This is a genomic window from Clostridium sp. D33t1_170424_F3 (assembly GCF_015667585.1).
In the GTDB taxonomy this organism is placed as follows: Bacteria; Bacillota; Clostridia; order Oscillospirales; family Acutalibacteraceae; genus Anaeromassilibacillus.
Map to the genome: position 1 here is coordinate 21,120 of NZ_JADPEG010000012.1, position 21,888 is coordinate 43,007.

A 21,888-nucleotide genomic window follows, 5' to 3' on the forward strand; every position below is an offset into this window, starting at 1 on the left:
GCACATCGCGTTCCAATTGTTCGGAAAGCTGCTCCGCGCGGTCCATTTGTTCCTCCTGCATTTTACTCCTCCGTGCAAAGGGCCGTTTCTCCCTCCCCGCGCAGGACTGCCCAGACATAAAGCTCCTCGCCCGCAACATTCTCCACGCCGCTGCGGGCCGTCACATAAGAGCCTTCCGCCGTGGCGATCACATCGCCCGCCGCGGGTTTTGAGTCGGGCGTCCCGGTGTACAGGTATTCCATCGGCGCCTTGTCGTTTTTCAGGCCGATCGGGCGGATCAGCGCATGTGCCGTTTCCCCGTTGACCCGCGCCTCCTGGCCGTATTTTTCCAGCAAAAGCCGGATCAGTTCGCGCCTTGTCACTGCGTCATCCCTCTCTCAAATGCGTTCAAATATAAACCCCTCATCCCGCAGGTACGGCGCGGCACCGGCTTCCGCTTCTCTCCAAAGCTGCCGGGCCATCGCCACATCCGTCCCGCTTTTGGTCACGCGCACCTCTCCCGCGGCAAACCCTGTCTCCACACCCACTGCGGTACGGAACAGGGACCAGCGGTAAAAAGCGAGCGCCGCTGCCGCGGCTTCCAGCGCCCGTGCCGCCGCATAGCTTTCGCCCGGCTTCGCCAGCGCCCCAAGCTGCTCCTTCGCATTGTCGCAGAAGGAACGGTATTTGTCCGCCTGCCTCTCGTCAAGCTCCGCCATCAGCGCAAATTGTTCCAAAATCTTTTCCGTCTCCATCGCACGCCCCGTCCGTCACACTCAGGAGGCTTGATAGTGGAGCGTCTTCACAGCTCCGTCAAAGATTTTGGCAAACCCGGCGATCGTACTGATCGCCGTGCGCTCCAGCTGGCGGTCGATCAGCCGGTCGGAATCGGTCGTCACGCCGCCCGCTTGTACCATTTCGAGCGCGCAGGTTTTGTCCAGACCGATCACGCCCTTTGCCGCAAGGGCCGGCACATGCAGCAGGTTTGCGCCCAGCGGCGTCACCATTTTGCCCGTGCCCTGAAAATTCAGCCCGGCCTGCGCGTCGCGCATCTCCGTCAGATTCAGCACCTGCTGCATTGTCTCCGTGGACGCCAGCATGGTGTTGAGCTGATACGGGGCCAGCTTGCCCCACAGGGAGACAAGCGCCGCGTAATCCACCGCATCGCCCGCGGTTCCCACGTTCTCCGCCGCAGAGGAACCGCCGCCGTCCCCATTGACCAGCACGTCCACCGCATCGTTGAGCTGCGCTCTTGCAATATATGCGCCGATCTGCCGGAGTGTGACAGTGAACAGGTCCAGCTTCTGGAAGCGAAGCGCCTCGTAGGAAGCCACCAGCATCCTTCCGCGCTTGTTCAGGCGGACCAGATGGTCCTTGGTGGTCACCACCGTCTGCGGGATGGCCGCGCCCTCCGCCACGGGCTTAAGCTTTTTGTCGTCTTCCATCGGCTCGGAAGCCAGCGTGCGGTAATCCATCCCATTGATGTTCGTCACCGTCGCCAAGATGTTCGGCAGCAGGTCCGCCTGTTCCATGCCCTGACGCACCGCGCGCGTCACATATTCCGGAAACAGCGCCGCGGAGTCCCCCGTCTGAAAGAACTTCTCCACCAGATCAGAGGCCGGGCCGCTCACATGGATATCAAAGCGTTTCAGCTGGCGCTGATACGCATCCAGCCCCTCCAGCGGCGTACCGGTATAGTTTTCCGAGCGGTCCAGTTCCTCCAGCGCCTGGGCAAAACTCTTTCCCGGCGCGTTGTACATGCCCTTTTCCAGCTTCAGCTGTTCAAAACGTTCCATCATTACCCCTCCTTATGCCAACAGGATGCCGCAGGTGCCCGCGGGATCGTCCACATCCGTCACCAGCAGCAGCCTGCCGCTGGCCTCCGCCTGCACCTTGCCCGTGCCGTCCGCGTTCATTGTCTGGTAGCCCACCGCGGGTTTTGTCCCGGCATACGGCGCCTGAATATACCCCGCCGTCTGGACTGCCGCATAGCCGCCGCGCACGGAAAGCGCCACGCCGCAAAATTTATCCTTCGCCGCACACGGGGACACCGTCCCGTTCGCACTGATTTTGACCGGCGTTCCCGCCGTCACATTGCCGGAGACCTGAAACGTCGCGACGCTTTCTCCGTACCCTCTCAAAGAAATATCCATATGTACCCCCTGTTAAATTTGAAATGCCCGGTTTTCCGCCGGGGATTCTTTTTTCTGCGCACCCGCCAGCTGCGGCGCAAGCGGCAGCGACTGTTCCGCCTTTCTGCGGAATGCCTTTTCAAACGCTTTCAAGTCTTCCAGACTCATGGACTCCGCCGCGCGCTGCATTGCCTGCACAGGGAATCCCGGTTCCGCGACACTGCACATCCGCACCACGCTTTTTTCCAGATCCTCGCGGTATTGTTTTCCGCAGGCGGCCTCCTCCCGGAGCCGCTGTACTTCCCGGCGGAGCGCGGAGCGCTCCTCAAAGTCCAGCACCAGTTCCCCTTCTCCGTCCAGACTCTTTAAAATATCTTCCAAATCCCGTTTCCTCCTCTCGCCGTACTGTTTGATCACGCCCGCTTCCCGCTGGGCGGGCACCGCCACAAACGACCACTCATAGGCGTCCGTCGGCTCGTCCAGTACCGTACAGCATACGGCCTCTCCATACAATTCGCCCTTTTTGTGGCCGCAATCCTTTTTTCCGCGGTCCGCGCCGCAGACGGAACATTCCATCTTCGCCACCGCACAGCCCACGCTGACCTCTTTTTTAATCCCGCTCTCCAGCTCCAGAATCAGGTCCGCGTTCTTCTCGCTGCGCGGCAGGTATGCCTTCGCCACTAGGCGATGGTAAGCTTCCCCCGCGCGTGTTTTGCGTTCCGGTATCGATTCCACGCGGCAGTCGTAAATGCGCGCCGCCTGGTTCTGCGTCTGCGGATTGTGGTTAAAGATGCCTGTTTTTCCCAAAAACAAACTGCTCAGCCGCCGCAGCGCGTCCACCGTGAACCGCTCCCAGTCCCGGTCGATTTCGTTGTCGCAGAGCGCCACGGAAAAGGTGTACAGCTCCTCTTCCCGGAACGGCCTGCGGGTGTACCGGTTGATCTGTTCCAGTTCAGCCGCCGCCAGCGCTCCGCCTTTCAAAATGACGCCGCCCGTCTCTTTCATGCGCCGTCCTCCTTCTGCAATTGTTCTTCGATCTGCATGGCGCGCGCATTCATCAGGCGCGCGTTCGCCATGTCCACCTCATCCTGCAGGGTGATGGTGTTCCAGTCGATCGTATACCGCGGCTCCAGCCCGCGCAGACGCATCCACAGGGAACAGATTTTTCCGATCACCGGATTGAGCACCCTGCGGTATGCTTCCAGTTCGCTGGTCAGGATGTCCGCCTGCTGGCTGGACATGCGCTCTGTCGAGGACCAGGACAGACCCAGCAGGAACGGCGGCAGCCCTAGCTTCGCCACAATCTCCTCCAGCATCTGGCGCACCGGGACGTTGCTGTCAAGAATCTGCACGTCGGACCCGATCGCCCGGATATTGACGTCTCCCACCGCCACAAAGTCGCGGACGCTGTTCTTCTGCATGGCGCCGCTCCATTCCTGCGCGATCTGTTTGGCGCGGTCCTTTGCAAAGGCGCGGTCCGCCGCGTCGCCCGTCGGTTTATAAGTCACGGCAAACCGCACGTTGCCCACGCGCTCCCAGTTTGTCCCGATGGTCTGATAAATCTGCATCAGAATCCCGCTGACAAACGGCAGCCCGTGCAGCAGGGATACGCCCCGCGCGCAGCCGGGCGGCGGATCCAGTGCAGAGGCCAATACCAGTTCCGGGTAGGCCACCGGCACGCAGCCGCCCGCTTCCCGCCGGCAGATGCACAGCTCCAGCGGCGTAGCTTCCCGCAGCTCCACGTCGTCCAGCGACGCGTTGTACAGCGCGCCGATCTCCCCGCCCGCCGTGAGCACAACTTCCCCCACCGCGTTCCCATACGTCAGCAGCTGGGAAAGATAGGTATTCAGGAAACACTGCACGCCGTTTTCCAGCGCATTGACCTTTACTGTCTGTAAAAATTGATTAATTTCATACTCTACGTTTTTATCATCGCATGCAATCGTAAAGCTTCCCACCAAACGCAGAATTTTACCAATCGCCGCGTCAATGATGGGGATGGACTCCCGCAGCGCGGTATACAGCCGCCGTTCCCCCGCCCCGGCGGGAGCGCTGCACGCATATGGTGCCAGCGGGTCCCGGGGCGCCGTTTGCACCGCCAACCGTTCCGCCTGCCCCGGCCGCCTTCGGAACAACCCGTTTTCCTTTTTAAAAATCATCTTTGTTTCCTTTCATCTCTTGACGCTGATTGCGCAGAACGCATCCGCCTCCCGCGGCAGGGAGGCGACAAAATAGCGGATATCGTCCATTGCGTGGTCGTTCTCCTTGACCGGCGCGTCCTTCCCGGCCGCATCCATCCAGCGGTACAGGCCGAATTCCCGTATCGCGTCGGCGCAGTTGGCGCAGATCCGTACCTCTCCCTGCTTGAGCGCCACGCTGACGCGCCGGATGCCGTCCAGCACGTCGTTCTCTGCCGGAATCACCCGGAACTTATGATGCCGGCGGATGGTCTCCATAAAGCTCGCCGCGGAGGGGTCTACCACTACGCACGAGACCGTCCGCCCTTCACAAAGCGCTTCCAACCCCGTATAGTGCTCCTCGTCCGTGCGCTGAGCGCCCTCCCTGCGGGAGTCGTAGTAATACTCGTCCACACGGTACCAGATTCCGCTTTTGCGTCCCCAAAGCCCAAATGAAGCGGGATTCACCGTGCCGTAGTCGCAGGACACGCGGTATTCCTCCAGCCCTGTGGGCACGGGGCAAAGCATCGCCTCTGTCAGGAACGGATACACCAACCCCTGCGCCGCCGTCCACTTTCCCAGCACAAACCGCTCGTAGAACGCACCCGCGTACAGCGTCTCGTAGCGCCGCCGCATTTCCCGGCTCAGGGACGGATTATCTTCCATTGTAAAATGGAGGTACAACGCATTTTTCCGCCCCGCCTGCAAAATCCATTCCCGGTAAAACCAGTGCTGCGGATGCTCCGGGTTACAGTTAAACCAAAACCTGGACCCCTCCACCGAACACCTTGCCAGCGCCTGCTCGACAAACGACCGCGGCATCAGCGCCACCTCGTCGAACAACACGCCCGCCAGCGTCACGCCCTGGATCAGCGCGGACGAACCCTCGTCCTTTCCGCCAAACAGGTAGAACCGGTTCCGATGCCCGCCGCATGAAAGCTCCAGACAGTTTTCGCTTTGCCGCATGGCGCAGGCAAAGCCGGCCTGCTGTAAAACCGGCAGAAGCGTCGTAATCAAATTGCGCTTGAGCGACCGAATCGTTCTGCCGCAAAAGGCAAACGACCGCCCGTCAAACCGCGCGCAAGCCCACGCGGCAAAGCCGATGCCCATGCAGAGCGTTTTTCCACTGCGCACCGCCCCGTCGCAGATGATCGCGTCGCAGTGGGTATGTGACCCGCCCGGCATCCACCAGCACATGGCCTGCAGCTGTTTTTCCGAAAACGCCTCAAGCATGGTCTCCGTCCTTTTTCAGCGCTTCCGCGCCGGCCTGCAAGGCGTCGTACAGAGCAAACTGACCTGCCTCTGACTCCATGCGTTCCAGGCATTCCAGTGCTTTAATACGGTCGTAGAATTTGATCTCCATACCGCCCGACGGCGGCCTGCGGATTTCCGCGATGTTAAACAGGTTCATGTGTTCCAGCTCCGTCTGGTCCGGCTGATCGAGAAACAGCAGCCGCACCGCGTCCTCGATGCCGCCGAACGCCAGCAGCTCGTATCCGCCCTTTACCCGGCGTGTGGATTTTTTCTTCCTGACGCCGCTTTTTTGAACGTCCAAATAATCCCTCCTTTCAGATTTCCGGTACACAGCCGCCGTTTTTTGCTCAGAATGGCAAATATCATAAAAAACAGCCCTTGCTTTTCAACTTCAAGTCCACGCCGCCGTACAATGCCTCTTGACCGTCTTTCTGTTTCGTTCTATCATTAAGCAAAAGAAAGTGGAAAACCGACAGAAATTTTTGTTCGGCAGTTAGCGGAGACGTAAAACCATATGACAGACGCCGTCAGTTTCACCAGCGGAGCCTCAACAGACAATCCCTGCATACGCCGGATACGATACAGCAGTCAGATGTTTAAACTTGTCTGCGGCATCGGCAGACGGCGCGGTTCAAGCGGGATTTTTCGGGTTTTTGCCGCTTTTCAGCCATTAATGTAATATTCAAAACTATTTCTCATAATCTAAAGACCAATTATTCTTTATATTTCTTTCCGGTTATTTACTTATTTCTTTTCCCTGTGGTAAACTAGGACCATCAAGCTGAAATCATTTCCATCAAGGAGATTTGACAATGAAATCATTTGCAATTGTTACGGATTCCTCCTGTGATCTTCCCGTGCATTTGGCAAAGGAAATTGAACTCACCGTTTTGCCGCTCGCTTTCTTAATGAAGGGGAAGGAATATTACAATTATCTGGACGAGCACGAGCTCTCTTTTCAGGAGTTCTACGCCAATTTGCGCGCAGGCGAGCTCTGCACCACCTCCGCCGTCAACGTAGACGCCTTCACCACCGCTATGGAGCCGCTGCTCCGGATGGGACAGGACGTGCTGTGCATTGCGTTTTCCTCCGGGTTGAGCAACACCTGCAACGCCGCGCTTCTCGCGGTCGAGGAACTTTCCAAAAAATATCCGGAACGTAAAATCTACGCGGTCGATTCCCTCTGCGCCTCCCTCGGGCAGGGACTGCTGGTGTACCTCGCCGCGCAGGAGCGCGAGGCGGGCAAAAACATCGACGAAGTCCGCGCCTGGCTGGAATCCAATAAACTGCGCCTTTGCCACTGGTTCACAGTGGAGGACCTGCATTTTCTCAAGCGCGGCGGGCGCATCTCCGCCACCACCGCGCTGGTGGGCAGCATGCTCAGCATCAAACCCGTCATGCACATGGACAACGCGGGCCATCTGGTCAATGTCAGCAAGGCGCGCGGACGGCGCGCATCCCTGAACGCGCTGGTCGACCGCATGGAAGCACTGGCGATTGATCCGCAGAATCAGACGGTTTTTATCAGCCACGGCGATTCTCTGGAGGACGCGCAGTACGTGGCGGAGCAGGTGCGGCAGCGCCTTGGCGTGCAAAAACCCGTCACGATCAATTACGTCGGTCCCGTCATCGGCGCGCACTCCGGCCCCGGCACCATCGCCCTGTTCTTCCTTGGCAAAGAACGGTAAAAATTGAAACGGCGCATCCCATGTGTATTCATGGGATGCGCCTCTTTTACTTTAATATCAATTTTTATTAAATAAACAGTCGTTTGATAATACTACGATCAAACGACTGTTTATTTATTGATCCTGAATTTTAAAATCTTCTAACGCTTCATCTTTCAATTTCTCCTCCATTTCATCCGGTATATTAAGAATACAATTTCTGCACAACCCCATCCTGTCTAATTCAATTTCCTCCAACATGCAATCATGTTCTTCATTATAAATACACCAATGATTTTCACAGCTAAGCAACTTTATTCCCTCCTTTCATTCATATCCTAACAAACTTTAAGAATATTTACAATAGAAAAATCTAATATATTAATAAATTGTAATTTTCTAATGTATTTTAACTGTTTCATTTAAGCTAGAATAGATTTAAAGAGAGGAGGGGTTCTTATGCCATTTATTCCGAAAGAAACAAAGAAAAAAGTGAAGGCTGGTTATAAGACACTCTATCTTTCTCAAGAGCTAATTGATAAATTAGAAAAAATTGCAACGGAGCATGAAACCAGCTTTAATAATGTGGTCGTGAGTATGATCGAGCACTGCTTAGAAGAACCGTAAAAACGGGCTGAACAAATTGTTCAGCCTGTTTTTTTATAAGAATTAAGGTTTTTGGAAATTAACTAAAGAACAAGGGTGCTCCGGTTTTTACCGGAGCACCCTTGTTTCGTTCAATTTAATTTTCCGGCTGGCTCACCGTCTTCTGCGTCTCTCCCTTGTCCTCCAGAAGCCGGATCGTCACATCACGCTCGCCGCCGTTGCCGTTGTTCGCCCTGGGCGAATACAGCGTCACTGTAATTTCCTCCCCAGCCGAATGGCGGTTCAGCACCACATACAGGTCGTTCATCGTGCTGATGGTATCCCCGTCAGCCTTGATGATAATATCTCCCTCCGCCGCGTCGGTGCCGCCAAAGCTGCTTTCCTCATCAAACGCGATAATCCGCACACCGGCGGGCAACCTCGAAAGGGCCATTTCCTCCGCGGTCACATTCTTCGCCGTAATACCCAGGCGGCTGCGGCCGCTCACATAGCCGTTTTTAATCAGGTCATCGATGATCGCCTTCGCATGGCTCACCGGAATGGCAAAGCCCATCCCCTCGTAGCCCTGCGCGATGATCTTGTTGGAGTTGATGCCCACAACCTGCCCGTACATGTTCACCAGCGGACCGCCGGAGTTGCCGGGGTTGATCGCCGCGTCGGTCTGAATATAGGTCATCGTATCGCTGGCGCTGGAACTCAGCTTGCGGTCCAGTGCGGAGACATAGCCGCCGGTCAGTGTGCTGGCAAAATTCAGGCCTCCGGGATTGCCAATCGCCAACACCTGGTCGCCGATCTCCAGCGCGTCTGCGTCGCCGAACACCGCCGGGTGCAGTCCGCGCGCTTCGATCTTCAAAATCGCCAAATCCGAACTTTTATCATAGCCCACCACGATGGCGTCATATTTTGTTTCGTCGTTATGGAGGATCACAGACACCTTGCTGTCCCTCGAATACTCCACCACATGCGCATTGGTGATAATATATCCGCTGCGCGTCGCTACGATGCCGGAACCCTGGCTGACCAGCCCGGTCCCGTCGTCCTGCGTCGTTTCCACGCCGACCACGCTCGCCACCACGTCCTGATAGACCTCTTTCGCCGTCAGCTCCGCCCCATCCGGGCGCGGCTCAATGATCATGCCGGAATTGTTCGGATCGGTGGCGTCAACCTGCGGCTGCTCTTCCTGCGCGCCGTTATCCGGAGACTGACTTCCTTCGGGCGCCGGTTCGCTCGCGGATGGGCGGCTGCTCTGCGTCTGTCCCGGATTTTCAATCTGCCGGATCGCCGTGTTGATGCTCACCACGCAGAACGAAAGCAGGAACAGCCCTGCCAAAATCCCCAGAATCCACAAAAACACCTTGAGCCCGCCGCTCATCCTGCGCGGCTCCTCCGGCTGCTGCGGCGTCTGCGGCGGCTGGGGCGGAACGCCGCCAGGCTGCGGCCCCGTCTGCTGGTAGTTCCAGTACTGATACGGCTGCTGCGGCTGATATTGGTACGGGGTCTGCGGATTCTGATACGGCTGTCCGCTGTATGGCGGCTGCTGTGGTTGCTCCGGCTGGTATGGCTGTCCATACGGATTGTATTGACTGTACTGCTGATAGGGATTCCCGACAGGCGAGGGCGGCTCTTCCTGCTGCTGCGGTTCCTCCGGAATCGGATTCCCGCTGGAAATATCGTGGTACGCGTCCGCTTGCGGAACCGGTTCCTTTTCCAGATTGATCCCCGGTACGCTGCCCGCCAGATTCTCCTGTCCCTCCTGCTTCTCCTGTTCCACCGGCGGAACGGCAGACGCTTCCGTCCAATGATACGGCTCCGGTATACCTGTCTGTTCCTGCGCCTGTGAGTTGTTATCCTCCAGAGCCGCGGGCTCTTCCGGTTTCTCCGGCTCAGGCGGCTGTATATCCTCTGGTACCGGCGGTTCCCCACCCGGTATTTCCTGATTCCAATCGCTGTCTGTCATGGTGCTCCTCCTCTTTATTCCTTCGCCAGTTCTTTGTCTTTTTTGCCAGCCTTCGGCTTCGGCGGCTCCTCCCGCTTGGGAATCCAGAACTCAAACTGGCAGTATTCGTTCTCCACACTCTGCACGGTGATTTCGCCGCCGTGCAGCTTAATGATGGTCCTCACGATGTACAGTCCCAGCCCCATGCCGTTTTTGTCCTGGCTGCGGGATTTGTCAGTTTTATAGAACCGGTCAAAAATCAGCGCGATTTCGTCCGCCGGAATCCCTGCGCCGCTGTTTTTCACAGCGACGGAGACGCAGCCCGGCTGGTCGCGGATGATCAACTGGATGTAGCCGCCCTCGTTTGTAAACTTGACGGCGTTTTCAATCAGGTTGTAAACCACCTGGTGGATCATGTCCGGGTCGCCGTCCACGTACAGGCTCTCGGCGTTTTCCAGGCCGAGCACCTGAATATTTTTGTCTTCAATGCTCTTTTCAAACGAGAGCAGCGCCACCAGGATGGTATTCGTCAGGTCGAAACGCGCCGGATGGAGCCGCAGCTCGCCGCTGTCGATGCGGGACAAATCCAGCATCGTGCGCACCAGCCGGGACAGGCGTTTGATCTCCTGCGAAACAATTTTTAAATAGTAGCTCTGTTTTTCCGGCGGGATGGTCCCATCCAGAATGCCGTCGATAAACCCGGCGATGGTGGTCATCGGCGTCTTCAGCTCGTGGGAAACATTGGCGATAAAATTGCGGCGCACGCTTTCGCCGCTCGCAAGGGACGTCGCCATATTGTTGAACGCCGCCGCCAGCTGGCCGATCTCGTCCTGGCTGGTCACCGGCACGCGGATTGAGAAATTCCCCTGCCCAAAGCTGCGCGCGGCAATGGCCATGTCGCGCAGCGGGCGCACCAGCTTGTAGGAAAACAGCCAGCTGATGCAGAATGCCACCAGGAACGCCGCCACCGCCGCCAGGGCGAACATTTTGACCAGCTCGTCGCGGTACGCATTAAACGACCGGGCGCTGAACGCCGTGAAGACCGCGCCGATGGTCGACTTTGTTCCGTCCCCGTTTACCACGCGGACCGGCACACCCACGATATAATTGGGGGTGTCATAAATTCCATCCCCGTCCCCCATACTGCTGTACGGGCCAAGCAGCGCCTTTTCCATCATATTTTCACTGAAATTGGTGCGGTTCACCGCGCCCCCGCTGCCATAGGCAGTCAGAACGCTGTCCCCCTGGCGGTTTGTCACAAAGATGTCTGCCTCGATGTTGGCGGAGAACGCGTTCATGAACGCCTGCATCTTTTCGCCGTCCAACAAAATATAATTGTCTTCTTTTACAGAGGTTGCGCTGCCCGCGGCAATTTCCGCAATGCTTGTCGCGTTGCGCTTGAGCAGATCCAGCTTTTCGTCCTGCCAGTACGATTTGACAAACACCAGCATGACCAGCCCCAGCAGGAAAAAGCTGATCAGGATAATCAGGGACGTCACCCGGAGATATTTTTTAAACAGCGTTTTTTGCATGCAGCATTACTCCAGCCTTAATTTGTGTCTTTTACCTCGAATTTATAACCGACGCCCCAAACGGTTTTCAGGGCCCACTGGTCGGAAACGCCCTCCAGCTTTTCACGCAGGCGCTTGACGTGCACGTCTACGGTGCGGCTGTCGCCATAGTAGTCAAAGCCCCATACTTCGTCCAACAGCTGATCGCGCGTGAAGACGCGGTTCGGATTGCTTGCCAGATGGTAAATCAGCTCCATCTCCTTCGGCGGCGTATCCACTACCTTGCCGTTGACCTTCAATTCATAGTTGGTCAGATTGATGCTCAGCTTATCGTATTTGACCTCCTTGACGAGGTTCTCATCGCTCTTGCCAAAGCGGCGCAGCACCGCCTTAATGCGCGCGATCACTTCCTTCGCCTCAAACGGCTTAACCACATAATCGTCCGCGCCCAGCTCCAGGCCCAACACCTTATCAAACACTTCACCCTTCGCGGTCAGCATGATGATCGGGCACTGCGATTTCTTGCGGATCTCGCGGCAGACCTGCCAGCCGTCCAGCTCCGGCAGCATGATGTCCAGCATGATGAGGTCGGGGTTCTCCGCCTCAAACATTTCCAGCGCCTTGCGGCCGTCGTTGGCAATGACCACGTCAAAGCCTTCCTTTTCAATATACAAACGCAGCAGCTCGCAGATATTTTGATCGTCGTCCACTACCAGAATTTTGCCAGACGCCATTTTATTTCCTCCTTCATCTGTCCGCGCGGCGCGCGGCTCCCTGTATCACACGGGCATACAAACACCCAAATTTTTCAGAATTATTCTTTTTCCTTATACCACAATTGACTTATCTTTTATTATAAGATACTTGCCGCCAAAAGTCATGAATATTCTATAAATTCCGGGTTTCCACCGCGCGCATAATACAATTGGTATAAATCATAAATAAATATACAAAAAACTCTGTATCATCAGGAGTGTGTGCATAAAAGAATGGGCTAAACCGACGATTCCCCCCGCCAACGGCGGGGGGAATCACGCTTATCCTGCCAAAATGCAAGCAAAACATGCATTGCAGCACAGGACCTTTTCTCTTTATCGAACAGCCCGTTTACAGAATGCTCTTGAGCAGGCCGCCCTTTTCAATAATATTTTGAATAAACGGCGGGAACGGCTGGGCTTTAAAGCTTTTTCCCGTGGTCACGTCGGTAATCACGCCGGTATCAAAGTCTACTTCCACCTCGTCGCCCGCCTGGATCGCCTTCGCGGCTTCCTCGCACTCCAGAATCGGCAGGCCGATGTTGATGGAGTTGCGGTAGAATATCCGCGCAAAGGTGGAGGCAATCACGCAGGAAACGCCGCTCGCCTTGATCGCGATGGGCGCGTGCTCGCGGGATGAGCCGCAGCCAAAGTTTTTATCCGCCACGATAATATCGCCCATCTTGACGTTCTTTACAAATTCCTTGTCGATGTCCTCCATGCAGTGGGCGGCCAGCTCCGCATGGGAAGCCGTATTCAGGTAGCGCGCAGGGATAATGACGTCCGTATCGACGTTGTCTCCGTATTTATGAACAAAACCGTGTGCATTCATGTCCGTTTCCTCCTCAGTCAAGTTGATCCGGGTCCGCAATATAACCGGCTACCGCGCTCGCCGCCGCAACCGCGGGGCTTGCCAGATAGACTTCGGATTCCACGTGGCCCATACGGCCCACAAAATTGCGGTTCGTGGTGGAAATCGCGCGCTCGCCCTTTGCCAGGACGCCCATGTGCCCGCCCAGGCACGGGCCGCAGGTCGGCGTGCTGAACACCGCGCCGGCCTTAATAAAGACCTCCGCGATCCCCTCTTTGATCGCCTGCAGATAGATATTCTGCGTACCGGGGATCACGATACAGCGCACGCCCTTCGCGACCTTGCGGCCCGCGAGGATTTTTGCCGCGGCGCGCAGGTCCTCGATACGGCCGTTCGTGCAGGAACCGATCACGCACTGCTGGATCTGCACCGGCTCCATCGCCGCGATCTCGTCAATTGTTTTGGTGTTCTCCGGCAAATGCGGGAATGAAACCGTCGGACGCAGGTTGGAGAGGTCGATCTCTACGGTCGACTCGTATTCGGCGTCCACGTCCGCGCTGAAGACCACCGGATCGCGCTGGAAGCGTCCGTCGCAATATTCGAGCGTAATGCCGTCCACCGGGAAAATGCCGTTTTTCGCGCCGGCCTCAATCGCCATGTTCGCAATGCAGAGGCGATCGTCCATGCTGAGATGCTCCACGCCGGTCCCGGTGAACTCCAGAGACTTGTAGAGCGCGCCGTCCACGCCGATTCTGCCGATCAGGTGCAGGATCACATCCTTGCCGCTCACCCAGCGCCCCGGTTTGCCCGTCAAAACCACCTTGATGGCGGACGGCACCTTGAACCACGCCTTACCGGTAATCATGCCCGCCGCCATATCCGTGGAGCCAACGCCTGTGGAAAACGCGCCCAGCGCGCCGTACGTGCAGGTGTGAGAGTCCGCGCCAATCACGCAGTCGCCGGGGCCGACGATGCCCTTTTCCGGCAGCAGCGCGTGCTCGATACCCATCTCTCCCACGTCAAAGAAATTCTTAATATCATATTTATTTGCAAAATTGCGGGTCTGCAAACACTGTTCCGCCGCTTTGATGTCCTTGTTCGGCGTAAAGTGGTCCAGCACCAGTGCGATGCGCGTGTTGTCAAACACCGCGCTTGCGCCGCATTTTTCAAACTCGTTGATTGCCACCGGGGCGGTGATGTCGTTTGCGAGCACGACGTCCAGCTTTGCCTCGATCAGCTGGCCCGCCACCACGCTGTCCAATCCGGCGTGCGCCGCCAGGATCTTCTGCGTCATTGTCATTCCCATGGGAAATTCCTCCTTTATCTTTGGTTCCCTGCCTTTGTCTTTTATCTTAGCATACTGCCGGGCGGCAGAATGTAAACTATGCTACAATTCAAACCTTTTTCTTCCGTTCCCCTCTTCGGGAAAAGAACTTATACCAAACTGTACGTTCAGAACAAAACACCAGCAGGATAAGCGCGAATTCCCCCCGCCTGCGGCAGGGGGAATCGCCAGATTCAGCCGATTTTTACGTTTTCCGCCAATGTAAGACCGCCCCGTTCACTCAATCGCTTCTTAAAATGCGGCAATCTTATTTCTCAAATACAGCGCCGCGGGAACCGGAGGTCACGAGGTTCGCATAGCGCTTGATGTAGCCGGAAAGCTCCTGCTTTGGCGCCGTCCATTCGGCGCGGCGTTTTTCCAGCTCCTCGTCGCTGACCTGCACGTTTAGCTGGCGATCCGTAATATTGACGTCCACAATGTCGCCGTCGCGGATCAACGCAATGTTTCCGCCCACCGCAGCCTCCGGAGAAACATGGCCGATCGCCGCGCCCTGCGTCGCGCCGGAGAACCGTCCGTCCGTCAGCAGCGCCACGCTGGAGCCAAGCCCCATGCCGGTCAACGCGGAGGTCGGAGCCAGCATCTCGCGCATGCCGGGGCCGCCCTTCGGGCCTTCATAGCGGATGACCACCACGTCGCCCTCCTTAATTTCGCCGCCCAGGATCGCCGCGGAGGCGTCCTCTTCACAGTCAAAGCAGCGCGCCGGGCCGATATGATGCATCATCTCCGGCACAACCGCACCCTGCTTGACCACCGCGCCGTCCGGGCAGATATTGCCCCTGAGCACCGCAATGCCGCCGTCCACACGGAACGGGTTTTCCACCGTGCGAATGACGGTTCCGTCCGCATCGGGCGCACACTCGACGCGCTCACGCACCGTACCGCACACCGTGGGAATATCCAGATGCACCAACCCCTTGCGCGCAAGCTCTTTCAACACGGCGGGAATGCCGCCAACTTTGTTCAGATCGGTAATGAACACCTGGCTTGCCGGATTCAGCTTGCAGAGCTGCGGAGTGGAGCGGCTCATCTGGTCGATGGTGTCGATGTCCAGCTTCACGTCCGCCTCATAGGCGATCGCCGTCAGATGCAATACGGAGTTGGTCGAGCAGCCCAGCGCCATTTCGCTGCGCAGGGCGTTTTCAAACGCCTGCTCCGTCAGGATGTCGGACGGGCGCAGATTTTGCTTGTACAGCTCCATCACCTGCGCGCCCGCACGCTTTGCCAGCGCGATGCGCTCGGAGTAAACCGCCGGGATGCTGCCGTTGCCGGGCAGCGCCATACCGATGGCCTCCGTCAGACAGTTCATGGAATTCGCCGTGTACATGCCAGAACAGGAACCGCAGGTCGGGCACGCGGATTTTTCCAGCGCCAACAGCTCATCCGCATCGATTTTACCGGATGCATGGCTGCCCACGGCCTCAAACATCTCCGAGAGGCCAAAGCGGACGCCGTTGTGCTCGCCGGGCAGCATCGGACCGCCGCTGACAAAAATGCTGGGCAAATTCATACGGCACGCCGCCAGCAGCATACCGGGAACAATTTTATCACAGTTCGGGATAAAGACCACCGCGTCCAGCGGATGCGCGGTCAGCATCACTTCAATGGAGTCCGCGATCAGCTCGCGGGAACACAGGGAGTATTTCATCCCTTTGTGGTTCATCGAAAGGCCGTCGCACACGCCGATGGTCTCAAACTCAAACGGGACGCCGCCCGCGTTGCGGATGCCGGCCTTGACCGCCTCCGCAATATCCTTCAAATGCCTGTGGCCCGGGATATAGTCGCTTGCAGAACACACTACCGCCACAAAGGGCCGCTTCATCTCGTCGTCCGTCAATCCCAGCGCACGCAGAAGGGAGCGGTGCGGCGCACGCGTCGCGCCTTCCTTCATCAGATCGCTTCTCATAGGTAATCTCTCCTTTAATTGTAAATCAGGCGCGGGTCCGCCCTGCAATGGGGAATCCGCGCGCTTCATTTTGCTCATCGCCCGCCGATCCGCCGGAAGCATTTTTCAAAAGGATTAAACGCTTCCGAGCCGGCTGCTCCGCCCTGCCAGGCGCTTTTCCGCCTTCCAAAACCGGGAAACGCCACCCATGCTCCGCGGATCTATGTAACTGATTTCTATTTTACCACATCCGGCAACTGTCGAAAAGCCTGAATATCATACATTTTCTTTCCGCGGCCTCTGCGCATCCCAATCATGCGGGCCATTTCTACTGAATTTTATTATAAACCTTAATCAACAGCTGTCAATGCCGGCCTGTATATAAATCTATACCGGATTGCCGCAGACCAAAAACAGCCTGCCATTCATTGGAATCATTAATTGGCCGCCGGGATTCGTCCTGCCCCGCGCCAAAGAACAGCGCATGGATGCAAAAAAGCGGCCCTGCCGCTGCAGGACCGCCTTTTCCTCATCCTCGCCCAATGGCTTACGCAATATAAATCACGCAATGACGCCAAATGCAAGGGATTCCATATTTATTTATCCAACGGCTTCATCGTCGGGAACAGCAGCACGTCGCGGATAGAGGCCGCGTTCGTCAGCAGCATGACCAGACGGTCCACGCCGATACCCAGTCCGCCGGTGGGCGGCATGCCGTACTCCAGCGCGGTGAGGAAATCCTCATCCACGTCGCACGCCTCGTCGTCGCCCGCCGCCTTCAACGCGGCCTGCGCTTCAAAGCGCTGGCGCTGATCGATCGGGTCGTTCAGCTCGGAGAACGCGTTCGCATGCTCGCGGCCCACGATGAACAGTTCAAAGCGCTCCGTATACGCGGGATTGCCGGGCATCTTCTTCGCCAGCGGAGAAATGTCCACCGGATGGTTCATCAGGAAGGTCGGCTGAATCAGCTTGTCCTCGCAGAATTCATCGAAGAACAGGTTGAGAATGTCGCCCTTCTTGTGGCGTTCCTCGTACTGCACATGACGCTCTTTGGCAATTGCGCGGGCCTCTTCCAGCGTTTCGATCGCATCAAAATCCACGCCCGCGTACTTCTTGACCGCATCCACCATGGAAATGCGCTCAAACGGCTTGCCCAAATCGATTTCCACGTCGCCGTAGGTGATCACCGTGGTGCCCAAAACCTTCTGCGCGACGGTGCGGATCAGCCGCTCGGTGATGTCCATCATGCCATTGTAATCGGTAAACGCCTGATACAGCTCCAGCATGGTAAATTCCGGGTTGTGGCGGGTGTCCATACCCTCGTTGCGGAAGGTGCGGCCCAGCTCGTAAACCTTATCAAAGCCGCCCACGATCAGCCGCTTGAGGTACAGTTCCAGCGCAATACGCAGGTACATGTCCATATCCAGCGTGTTGTGGTGCGTGATAAACGGCCTTGCAGACGCGCCGCCCGCAATGGGGTGCAGCACCGGCGTCTCAACCTCCAAAAAGCCCTCGCCGTTCAGGAAATTGCGGATTTCCGTGACAATCTGGGAGCGGCGCACAAAGGTGTCCTTGACCTCCGGGTTGACAATCAGGTCCACATAGCGCTGACGGTACCGCAGGTCGGTGTCCTTCAGGCCGTGGAACTTCTCCGGCAGCGGCAGCAGAGACTTGCTCAGCAGCTCAATTTTGGTCGCATGAACAGAAATTTCCCCGCGGCGGGTTTTAAACACATAGCCGTAGACCGCGGCGATGTCGCCCAGATCCCAGCTCTTTTTCATCTCTGTGTAAGCGTCCTCGCCCACCTGATCGATCTTGATATACACCTGCATGCGGCCCGTCTTGTCGTGCAAGTCGATAAAGCTCGCCTTGCCCATATCACGCCAGCTCATCACGCGGCCCGCGATGCAGACGTCCTGGTTTTCCAGCGCCTCAAAATTGTCGCGGATCTCCTGCGCATAGTGGTCGCGCGGACAGGTGGTAATGGTAAACGGGTCCCTGCCCTCCGCCTGCAGTCTGGCCAGCTTGTCGCGGCGGATTTGCAGCAGCTCGCTGAGGTCCTGTTCCGGCTGCGCATCCTGCACCGGCTGTTCGTTCTTGTTTTCGCTCATGTTCAGCTCTCCCTGTCTCAGAGGCGCTTGCGCGCTCCCTTATTTTCATTCCTGTTTCCATAAAGAAAAGGCGGACGGAGCGCCGTCTCCGCCGCCCGCGTTCCGCCTGCACGATTTATTTCGAGATGGCCAGCACCTCATATTCCATCACGCCCGCGGGAACCTCCACTTCGACTTTATCGCCGATTTTGCGGTCCAACAGCGCCTTTCCCACGGCAGACTCATCAGAGATGTTGCCGTTCAGCGGATCGGCTTCGTTTGAACCGACGATTTTATAGTTCATAATGCTGGCTTTTCCGGTGCGCGGATTATTGACGCGCACTTCCACCTTGGAGCCAACATGAATATCTTCGTTGCTCAGTTCGCTTTCATCGATAACCTTCACGTTTTTCAGTGTGACTTCGATGTCGGCAATGCGGGCCTCCATGATGGCCTGCTCATTTTTCGCCTCGTCGTATTCGCTGTTTTCAGACAAGTCGCCAAAAGAAAGCGCCACCTTGATTTTTTCCGCAATCTCTTTGCGCTTGACGCTCTTGAGCTCTTCCAGCTCGTTCTCCAGTTTTTCCAGGCCTTCCTGTGTCAAAACTACCGGTTTACCCGCCATATTCTCTTTACCACCTTTGTCGTCGCCGCATCGGATCGCGCGGCATTTTGATAAATGCGTACATTTCTATTTATTATAATCAAACCTTCCCCGCCTGTCAACAGGAACCGTGTGTGCCAAAACGCGGAAAGATGCCGCTTTATCCCTGTTCCTCCGAGGAAACCGCATCGCTTTCCGCCGGGACGTCAAGTTTGTCTGCCGCCTTGTCCTGCTCCGCGCTCTCCGGGATCGCATCCGTTCCCATCGCATTGGCCGTTCCCGGAGGTTCCGCCACCGCAGCGCCCTGCTGCAGCAAAGCGCTGACCGCCGCCTGCAATTGCGCGTCGTCCTTCTGCGCCAGCTGGTTGCGGGAAAGCAGCGTCTTCTGCTCGTCCGTCAGCGACGCGGAAATATCGGCCGGAACACCCGCCCGGTTGAACACGCTGCCGCTGGGCGTCAGATAGTACGCCACGGAAAGCTTTATCGCGGACCCGTCGGAAAGCGGCACTACCTCGTCCTTTGTGCCGTACCCCGCCGTTGTGCCGCCGATCACCTGCCCCTTTTTGAATTCCTTGACGTCCGCGGCAAAAATTTCCGCCGCGCCGAAGGTGGTCTCATTGGCGATCACGCTGATGGGCAGTACGATCTCATTCGCACGGGATGTGTACTCCACGGTCGTCTTTCCAGACCGGTCCTGTATTGTCACCAGGTTGCCCGCCGGCAGAAGCGTGTCCAGCATGGAGGCCATCGCTTCAATGCTGCCGCCGGAATTGTTCCGCAGGTCGATCACCAGCCCCGCCACGCCCTGCTTGGTCAGGGAAGTCAGCGCCGCGTTGAACTGCTCCACACTGCTGTCGTTGAACTCCGAGATTTTCAGATAGCCCACGTTGCCGTTGATGACGGTGGAGACGATGCTCTGCTTGGTATACTCCGCGCGCGTCACGGTGATTTCCAGCTTTTCGCCCTGCGGCTCCGACGCGGCGCTCTCCGCATTCTCCGCCTGGCCTGTCCGGAGGATTCCCAGCTTGACGGTGGTGCCCGCCGTGCCGTCCAGCTTGTTCCACGCGTCGCCGTACGTCATCCGCACGATTTCCTTGTCGTCCATCGTGATGATGGTATCGCCCTTGCGGATGCCGCTCTGCTCGGCGGGTGAGTTCGGCATCACCTGAATGACCTCCATATTGCCGTCCTCGTCCTGCATCGTCTTGATACCGACGCCCACGTTTTTTCCCGCCGTACCGTTCTGGTACGCCTTGTAGCTCTCCGCGGACATATATTGCGCCTGCAGGTCGCCCAGTCCGGCAACATAACCCGCGCAGATGCCGTCGGTCAGCTTCGCTTCGTCGATCTGGCCCACGTACGCCTGCCGCGCCTTCTGGTCGATCTCGCTCAGCTTGGTATACATCGCCTGCCGTTCGTTGACGTCCGCAACCTTGGTGTTGAAATTATTCATGGCGTACACATAGGTCAGGGAAACCGTCACCGCCGCCGTGATGCCCGCGACCGCAACCGCCGCTCCCAGCGATATTTTTTTACCCATTTTATCATTCCTAACCTTGGCGGGGCGACCCCGCGCTGTCATTTTGCTCTTGTTTTATCATACCGGAAATCCGCACGGATTTATACCGGAAATTGTAAATTTCAGCTTACGGCGGAAAACCAGTTGAACGGGTTCTGCCGCACGCCGTCCACGCGCACCTCAAAATGCAGGTGCGGACCGGAGGAATTTCCGGTGCTGCCCACATAGGCGATGGTCTGGCCCTTTTTGACCTGCTGGCCCGCGCTGACCGCCAGACGGCTGGCATGCGCGTAGAGAGTGGAATACCCGCCGCCGTGATCGATCATCACATAGTTGCCGTAGCTGTAATGATTTTCCGCCTTGACCACTACGCCGTCGTTCGCCGCCACAATCGGCGTGCCGTCGATGCTGACGCCATTGGTGCGGTTGATGTCGATCGCCTTATGGTCGCTGCTGTAGCCGTCGGAGATATGGGTAAAGCCCGGCACCGGCCATGCAAACGCGCCGCCCACATATTCCAGCGGGGCGTCGTCCGGCACGTTCGGCGCCTCCGGCTGGCTCTGTTCCGGTTCCTGCGGAGGCTCCGGCGTCGGTTCAAATTCCGGCTCCTGATTCTGGTTCTGTTGCTGCTGTTCCTCCTGACGGCGCTGTTCCTCTTCCTGCCGCCTGCGCTCTTCTTCCTCCTGCTGGCGTTTGAGCTCCTCCTGGCGGCGCTTCTGCTCCGCATAGTAGTTTGCCCACCAGCGGTCGATTTCTTCCGCGGCCTGGTTTTCCTTCTGCCGCAAAATGCGCTGCTGCTCCGCAAGGTCGCCGCTTTCAAACTCAAAGCCCATCTCTTCGGCGGTCAGGCCGTTCAGTACCTGCTGCGCTTCGGTCTGCAAAACGCTCAGCTCCGCGCGCTTGCGGTCCAGCTCCACCTTTGCAGCCGCCACGTCCTTGCGGTTTTCTTCAATCTCCGCCTTTTCCCCCGCGATGCCCTGCATTTCCTCTTTCAGCCCTTCAATCAGGCCGGTGTCATGCTCGGTGATGATCCGAAGCAAATACGATTTATTTGCCAGATCCATCGCGTTGTCCGCGTTCAGCAGGATTTGCAGCGTGCTGGCCTCGCCTGTCTTATAGATCGCGCAAAGGCGCTTTTTAAGCTGCTCAAAATGTTCGTCGATGCTTTTCTGTTTATCAGCTATCTGCGCGGTCTTTTCCTGAATATTGGCGTCGAGCGTCTCGACCTGCCGGTTTAATACGCTGATCTGGCTTTGAACGTTTTCAATCTGCCCGTCGAGCGTATTTTTGTATTCCAATTTTTTAGCCTTATCAGCGCGCAGTCCTTCCAGCTTGGCATTGGTCTCCTGCTGCTGCCGGGCAAGCTGCTCCCGCTCCCGCTGCAGCTCCTCCTGCTGTTGCTGCAAAGAGGTCAGGTCGTCCTCCCCCTCAACCGCATATGCGCGCTGCAAATGCCCCGACGAAGCGGACGTACAGAGCATCAGCACCGCGAGCAGGAACGCCGCCGCTTTCCGGGCTTTTCGTTTCTTTTCCATGGACCGGTCTCCTTTACCCCATATTTTGCAAAGGGACTGTCGCATCCGGTATCACTGCAACAGTCCCTTTTGTATTTGTCTGTTC

At 57.2% G+C, this 21,888-nt stretch carries 21 protein-coding genes; 2 read left to right on the top strand and 19 right to left on the bottom strand.

Annotated elements, in window-relative coordinates:
- Positions 1-62: 62 nt before the first annotated feature.
- Genes I4V53_RS09460 through I4V53_RS09495 form a run of 8 tightly spaced genes read right to left on the bottom strand, consistent with a single transcriptional unit; the run spans position 63 to position 5,843 of the window.
- Positions 63-362, bottom strand: coding sequence for a hypothetical protein (locus I4V53_RS09460; protein WP_195985453.1), 300 nt, complete (start codon positions 360-362; stop codon positions 63-65).
- Between the two features lie 15 nt (positions 363-377).
- Entirely contained in the window at positions 378-734 is a 357-nt protein-coding gene (locus tag I4V53_RS09465; protein ID WP_195985454.1) for a hypothetical protein, read from the bottom strand.
- A 21-nt stretch (positions 735-755) separates the two neighbouring features.
- Positions 756-1,775: a phage major capsid protein gene (locus I4V53_RS09470; RefSeq protein WP_195985455.1), complete on the bottom strand. Its 1,020-nt coding sequence runs from the start codon at positions 1,773-1,775 to the stop codon at positions 756-758.
- 12 nt (positions 1,776-1,787) lie between these two features.
- The gene (locus I4V53_RS09475) at positions 1,788-2,132 is read right to left on the bottom strand and encodes a hypothetical protein (protein ID WP_195985456.1); all 345 of its coding nucleotides are present in this window, start codon (positions 2,130-2,132) and stop codon (positions 1,788-1,790) included.
- Positions 2,133-2,144: 12 nt separating this feature from the next.
- Positions 2,145-3,116: a hypothetical protein gene (locus tag I4V53_RS09480; protein ID WP_195985457.1), complete on the bottom strand. Its 972-nt coding sequence runs from the start codon at positions 3,114-3,116 to the stop codon at positions 2,145-2,147.
- Entirely contained in the window at positions 3,113-4,270 is a 1,158-nt protein-coding gene (locus I4V53_RS09485) for a serine/threonine protein phosphatase (protein WP_195985458.1), read from the bottom strand. The genes I4V53_RS09480 and I4V53_RS09485 overlap by 4 nt, the downstream gene beginning before the upstream one ends.
- A 12-nt stretch (positions 4,271-4,282) precedes the next feature.
- Positions 4,283-5,521: a PBSX family phage terminase large subunit gene (locus tag I4V53_RS09490; protein ID WP_195985459.1), complete on the bottom strand. Its 1,239-nt coding sequence runs from the start codon at positions 5,519-5,521 to the stop codon at positions 4,283-4,285.
- Positions 5,514-5,843, bottom strand: a complete 330-nt coding sequence (locus I4V53_RS09495) for a hypothetical protein (protein WP_195985460.1) — start codon at positions 5,841-5,843, stop codon at positions 5,514-5,516. Before I4V53_RS09495 ends, I4V53_RS09490 begins: the two co-directional genes overlap by 8 nt.
- Positions 5,844-6,354: 511 nt before the next feature.
- Between I4V53_RS09495 and I4V53_RS09500 the strand changes: the two genes are divergently transcribed.
- Positions 6,355-7,230 (top strand): DegV family protein, encoded by an 876-nt coding sequence (locus I4V53_RS09500; protein WP_195985461.1) that lies wholly within the window; start codon positions 6,355-6,357, stop codon positions 7,228-7,230.
- A 114-nt stretch (positions 7,231-7,344) separates the two neighbouring features.
- On the opposite strand, the gene I4V53_RS09505 is transcribed toward I4V53_RS09500, so the two are convergent.
- Positions 7,345-7,521, bottom strand: a complete 177-nt coding sequence (locus I4V53_RS09505; protein WP_195985462.1) for a hypothetical protein — start codon at positions 7,519-7,521, stop codon at positions 7,345-7,347.
- Positions 7,522-7,668: 147 nt separating this feature from the next.
- Here I4V53_RS09505 and I4V53_RS09510 point away from each other — a divergent pair, with 147 nt between their 5' ends.
- Positions 7,669-7,836, top strand: a complete 168-nt coding sequence (locus I4V53_RS09510; protein WP_195985463.1) for a hypothetical protein — start codon at positions 7,669-7,671, stop codon at positions 7,834-7,836.
- A 115-nt stretch (positions 7,837-7,951) separates the two neighbouring features.
- Here the strand turns inward: I4V53_RS09510 and I4V53_RS09515 are convergent, their stop codons facing one another.
- From I4V53_RS09515 to I4V53_RS09560, 10 genes are all read right to left on the bottom strand, one after another.
- Entirely contained in the window at positions 7,952-9,772 is a 1,821-nt protein-coding gene (locus I4V53_RS09515; protein ID WP_195985464.1) for a S1C family serine protease, read from the bottom strand.
- 14 nt (positions 9,773-9,786) lie between these two features.
- Positions 9,787-11,283 (bottom strand): sensor histidine kinase, encoded by a 1,497-nt coding sequence (locus tag I4V53_RS09520; RefSeq protein WP_195985465.1) that lies wholly within the window; start codon positions 11,281-11,283, stop codon positions 9,787-9,789.
- Positions 11,284-11,300: 17 nt separating this feature from the next.
- Positions 11,301-11,996, bottom strand: coding sequence for a response regulator transcription factor (locus I4V53_RS09525; protein WP_195985466.1), 696 nt, complete (start codon positions 11,994-11,996; stop codon positions 11,301-11,303).
- A gap of 373 nt (positions 11,997-12,369) precedes the next feature.
- Positions 12,370-12,849, bottom strand: coding sequence for a 3-isopropylmalate dehydratase small subunit (leuD, locus tag I4V53_RS09530; RefSeq protein ID WP_050697078.1), 480 nt, complete (start codon positions 12,847-12,849; stop codon positions 12,370-12,372).
- 13 nt (positions 12,850-12,862) lie between these two features.
- Entirely contained in the window at positions 12,863-14,134 is a 1,272-nt protein-coding gene (gene leuC, locus I4V53_RS09535; RefSeq protein WP_195985467.1) for a 3-isopropylmalate dehydratase large subunit, read from the bottom strand.
- A 286-nt stretch (positions 14,135-14,420) separates the two neighbouring features.
- On the bottom strand, positions 14,421-16,076 hold the full coding sequence (gene ilvD / locus I4V53_RS09540) for a dihydroxy-acid dehydratase (protein WP_195985468.1): 1,656 nt from the start codon (positions 16,074-16,076) through the stop codon (positions 14,421-14,423).
- A gap of 575 nt (positions 16,077-16,651) precedes the next feature.
- Positions 16,652-18,166 (bottom strand): lysine--tRNA ligase, encoded by a 1,515-nt coding sequence (lysS, locus tag I4V53_RS09545; protein ID WP_195985469.1) that lies wholly within the window; start codon positions 18,164-18,166, stop codon positions 16,652-16,654.
- Positions 18,167-18,281: 115 nt separating this feature from the next.
- A complete protein-coding gene (gene greA / locus I4V53_RS09550) occupies positions 18,282-18,770 on the bottom strand; it encodes a transcription elongation factor GreA (protein WP_195985470.1) in 489 nt (162 codons plus the stop codon).
- Positions 18,771-18,909: 139 nt separating this feature from the next.
- Entirely contained in the window at positions 18,910-20,289 is a 1,380-nt protein-coding gene (locus I4V53_RS09555; protein ID WP_195985471.1) for a S41 family peptidase, read from the bottom strand.
- Positions 20,290-20,390: 101 nt separating this feature from the next.
- Positions 20,391-21,803 (bottom strand): murein hydrolase activator EnvC family protein, encoded by a 1,413-nt coding sequence (locus I4V53_RS09560; RefSeq protein ID WP_286167099.1) that lies wholly within the window; start codon positions 21,801-21,803, stop codon positions 20,391-20,393.
- Positions 21,804-21,888 lie beyond the last annotated feature (85 nt).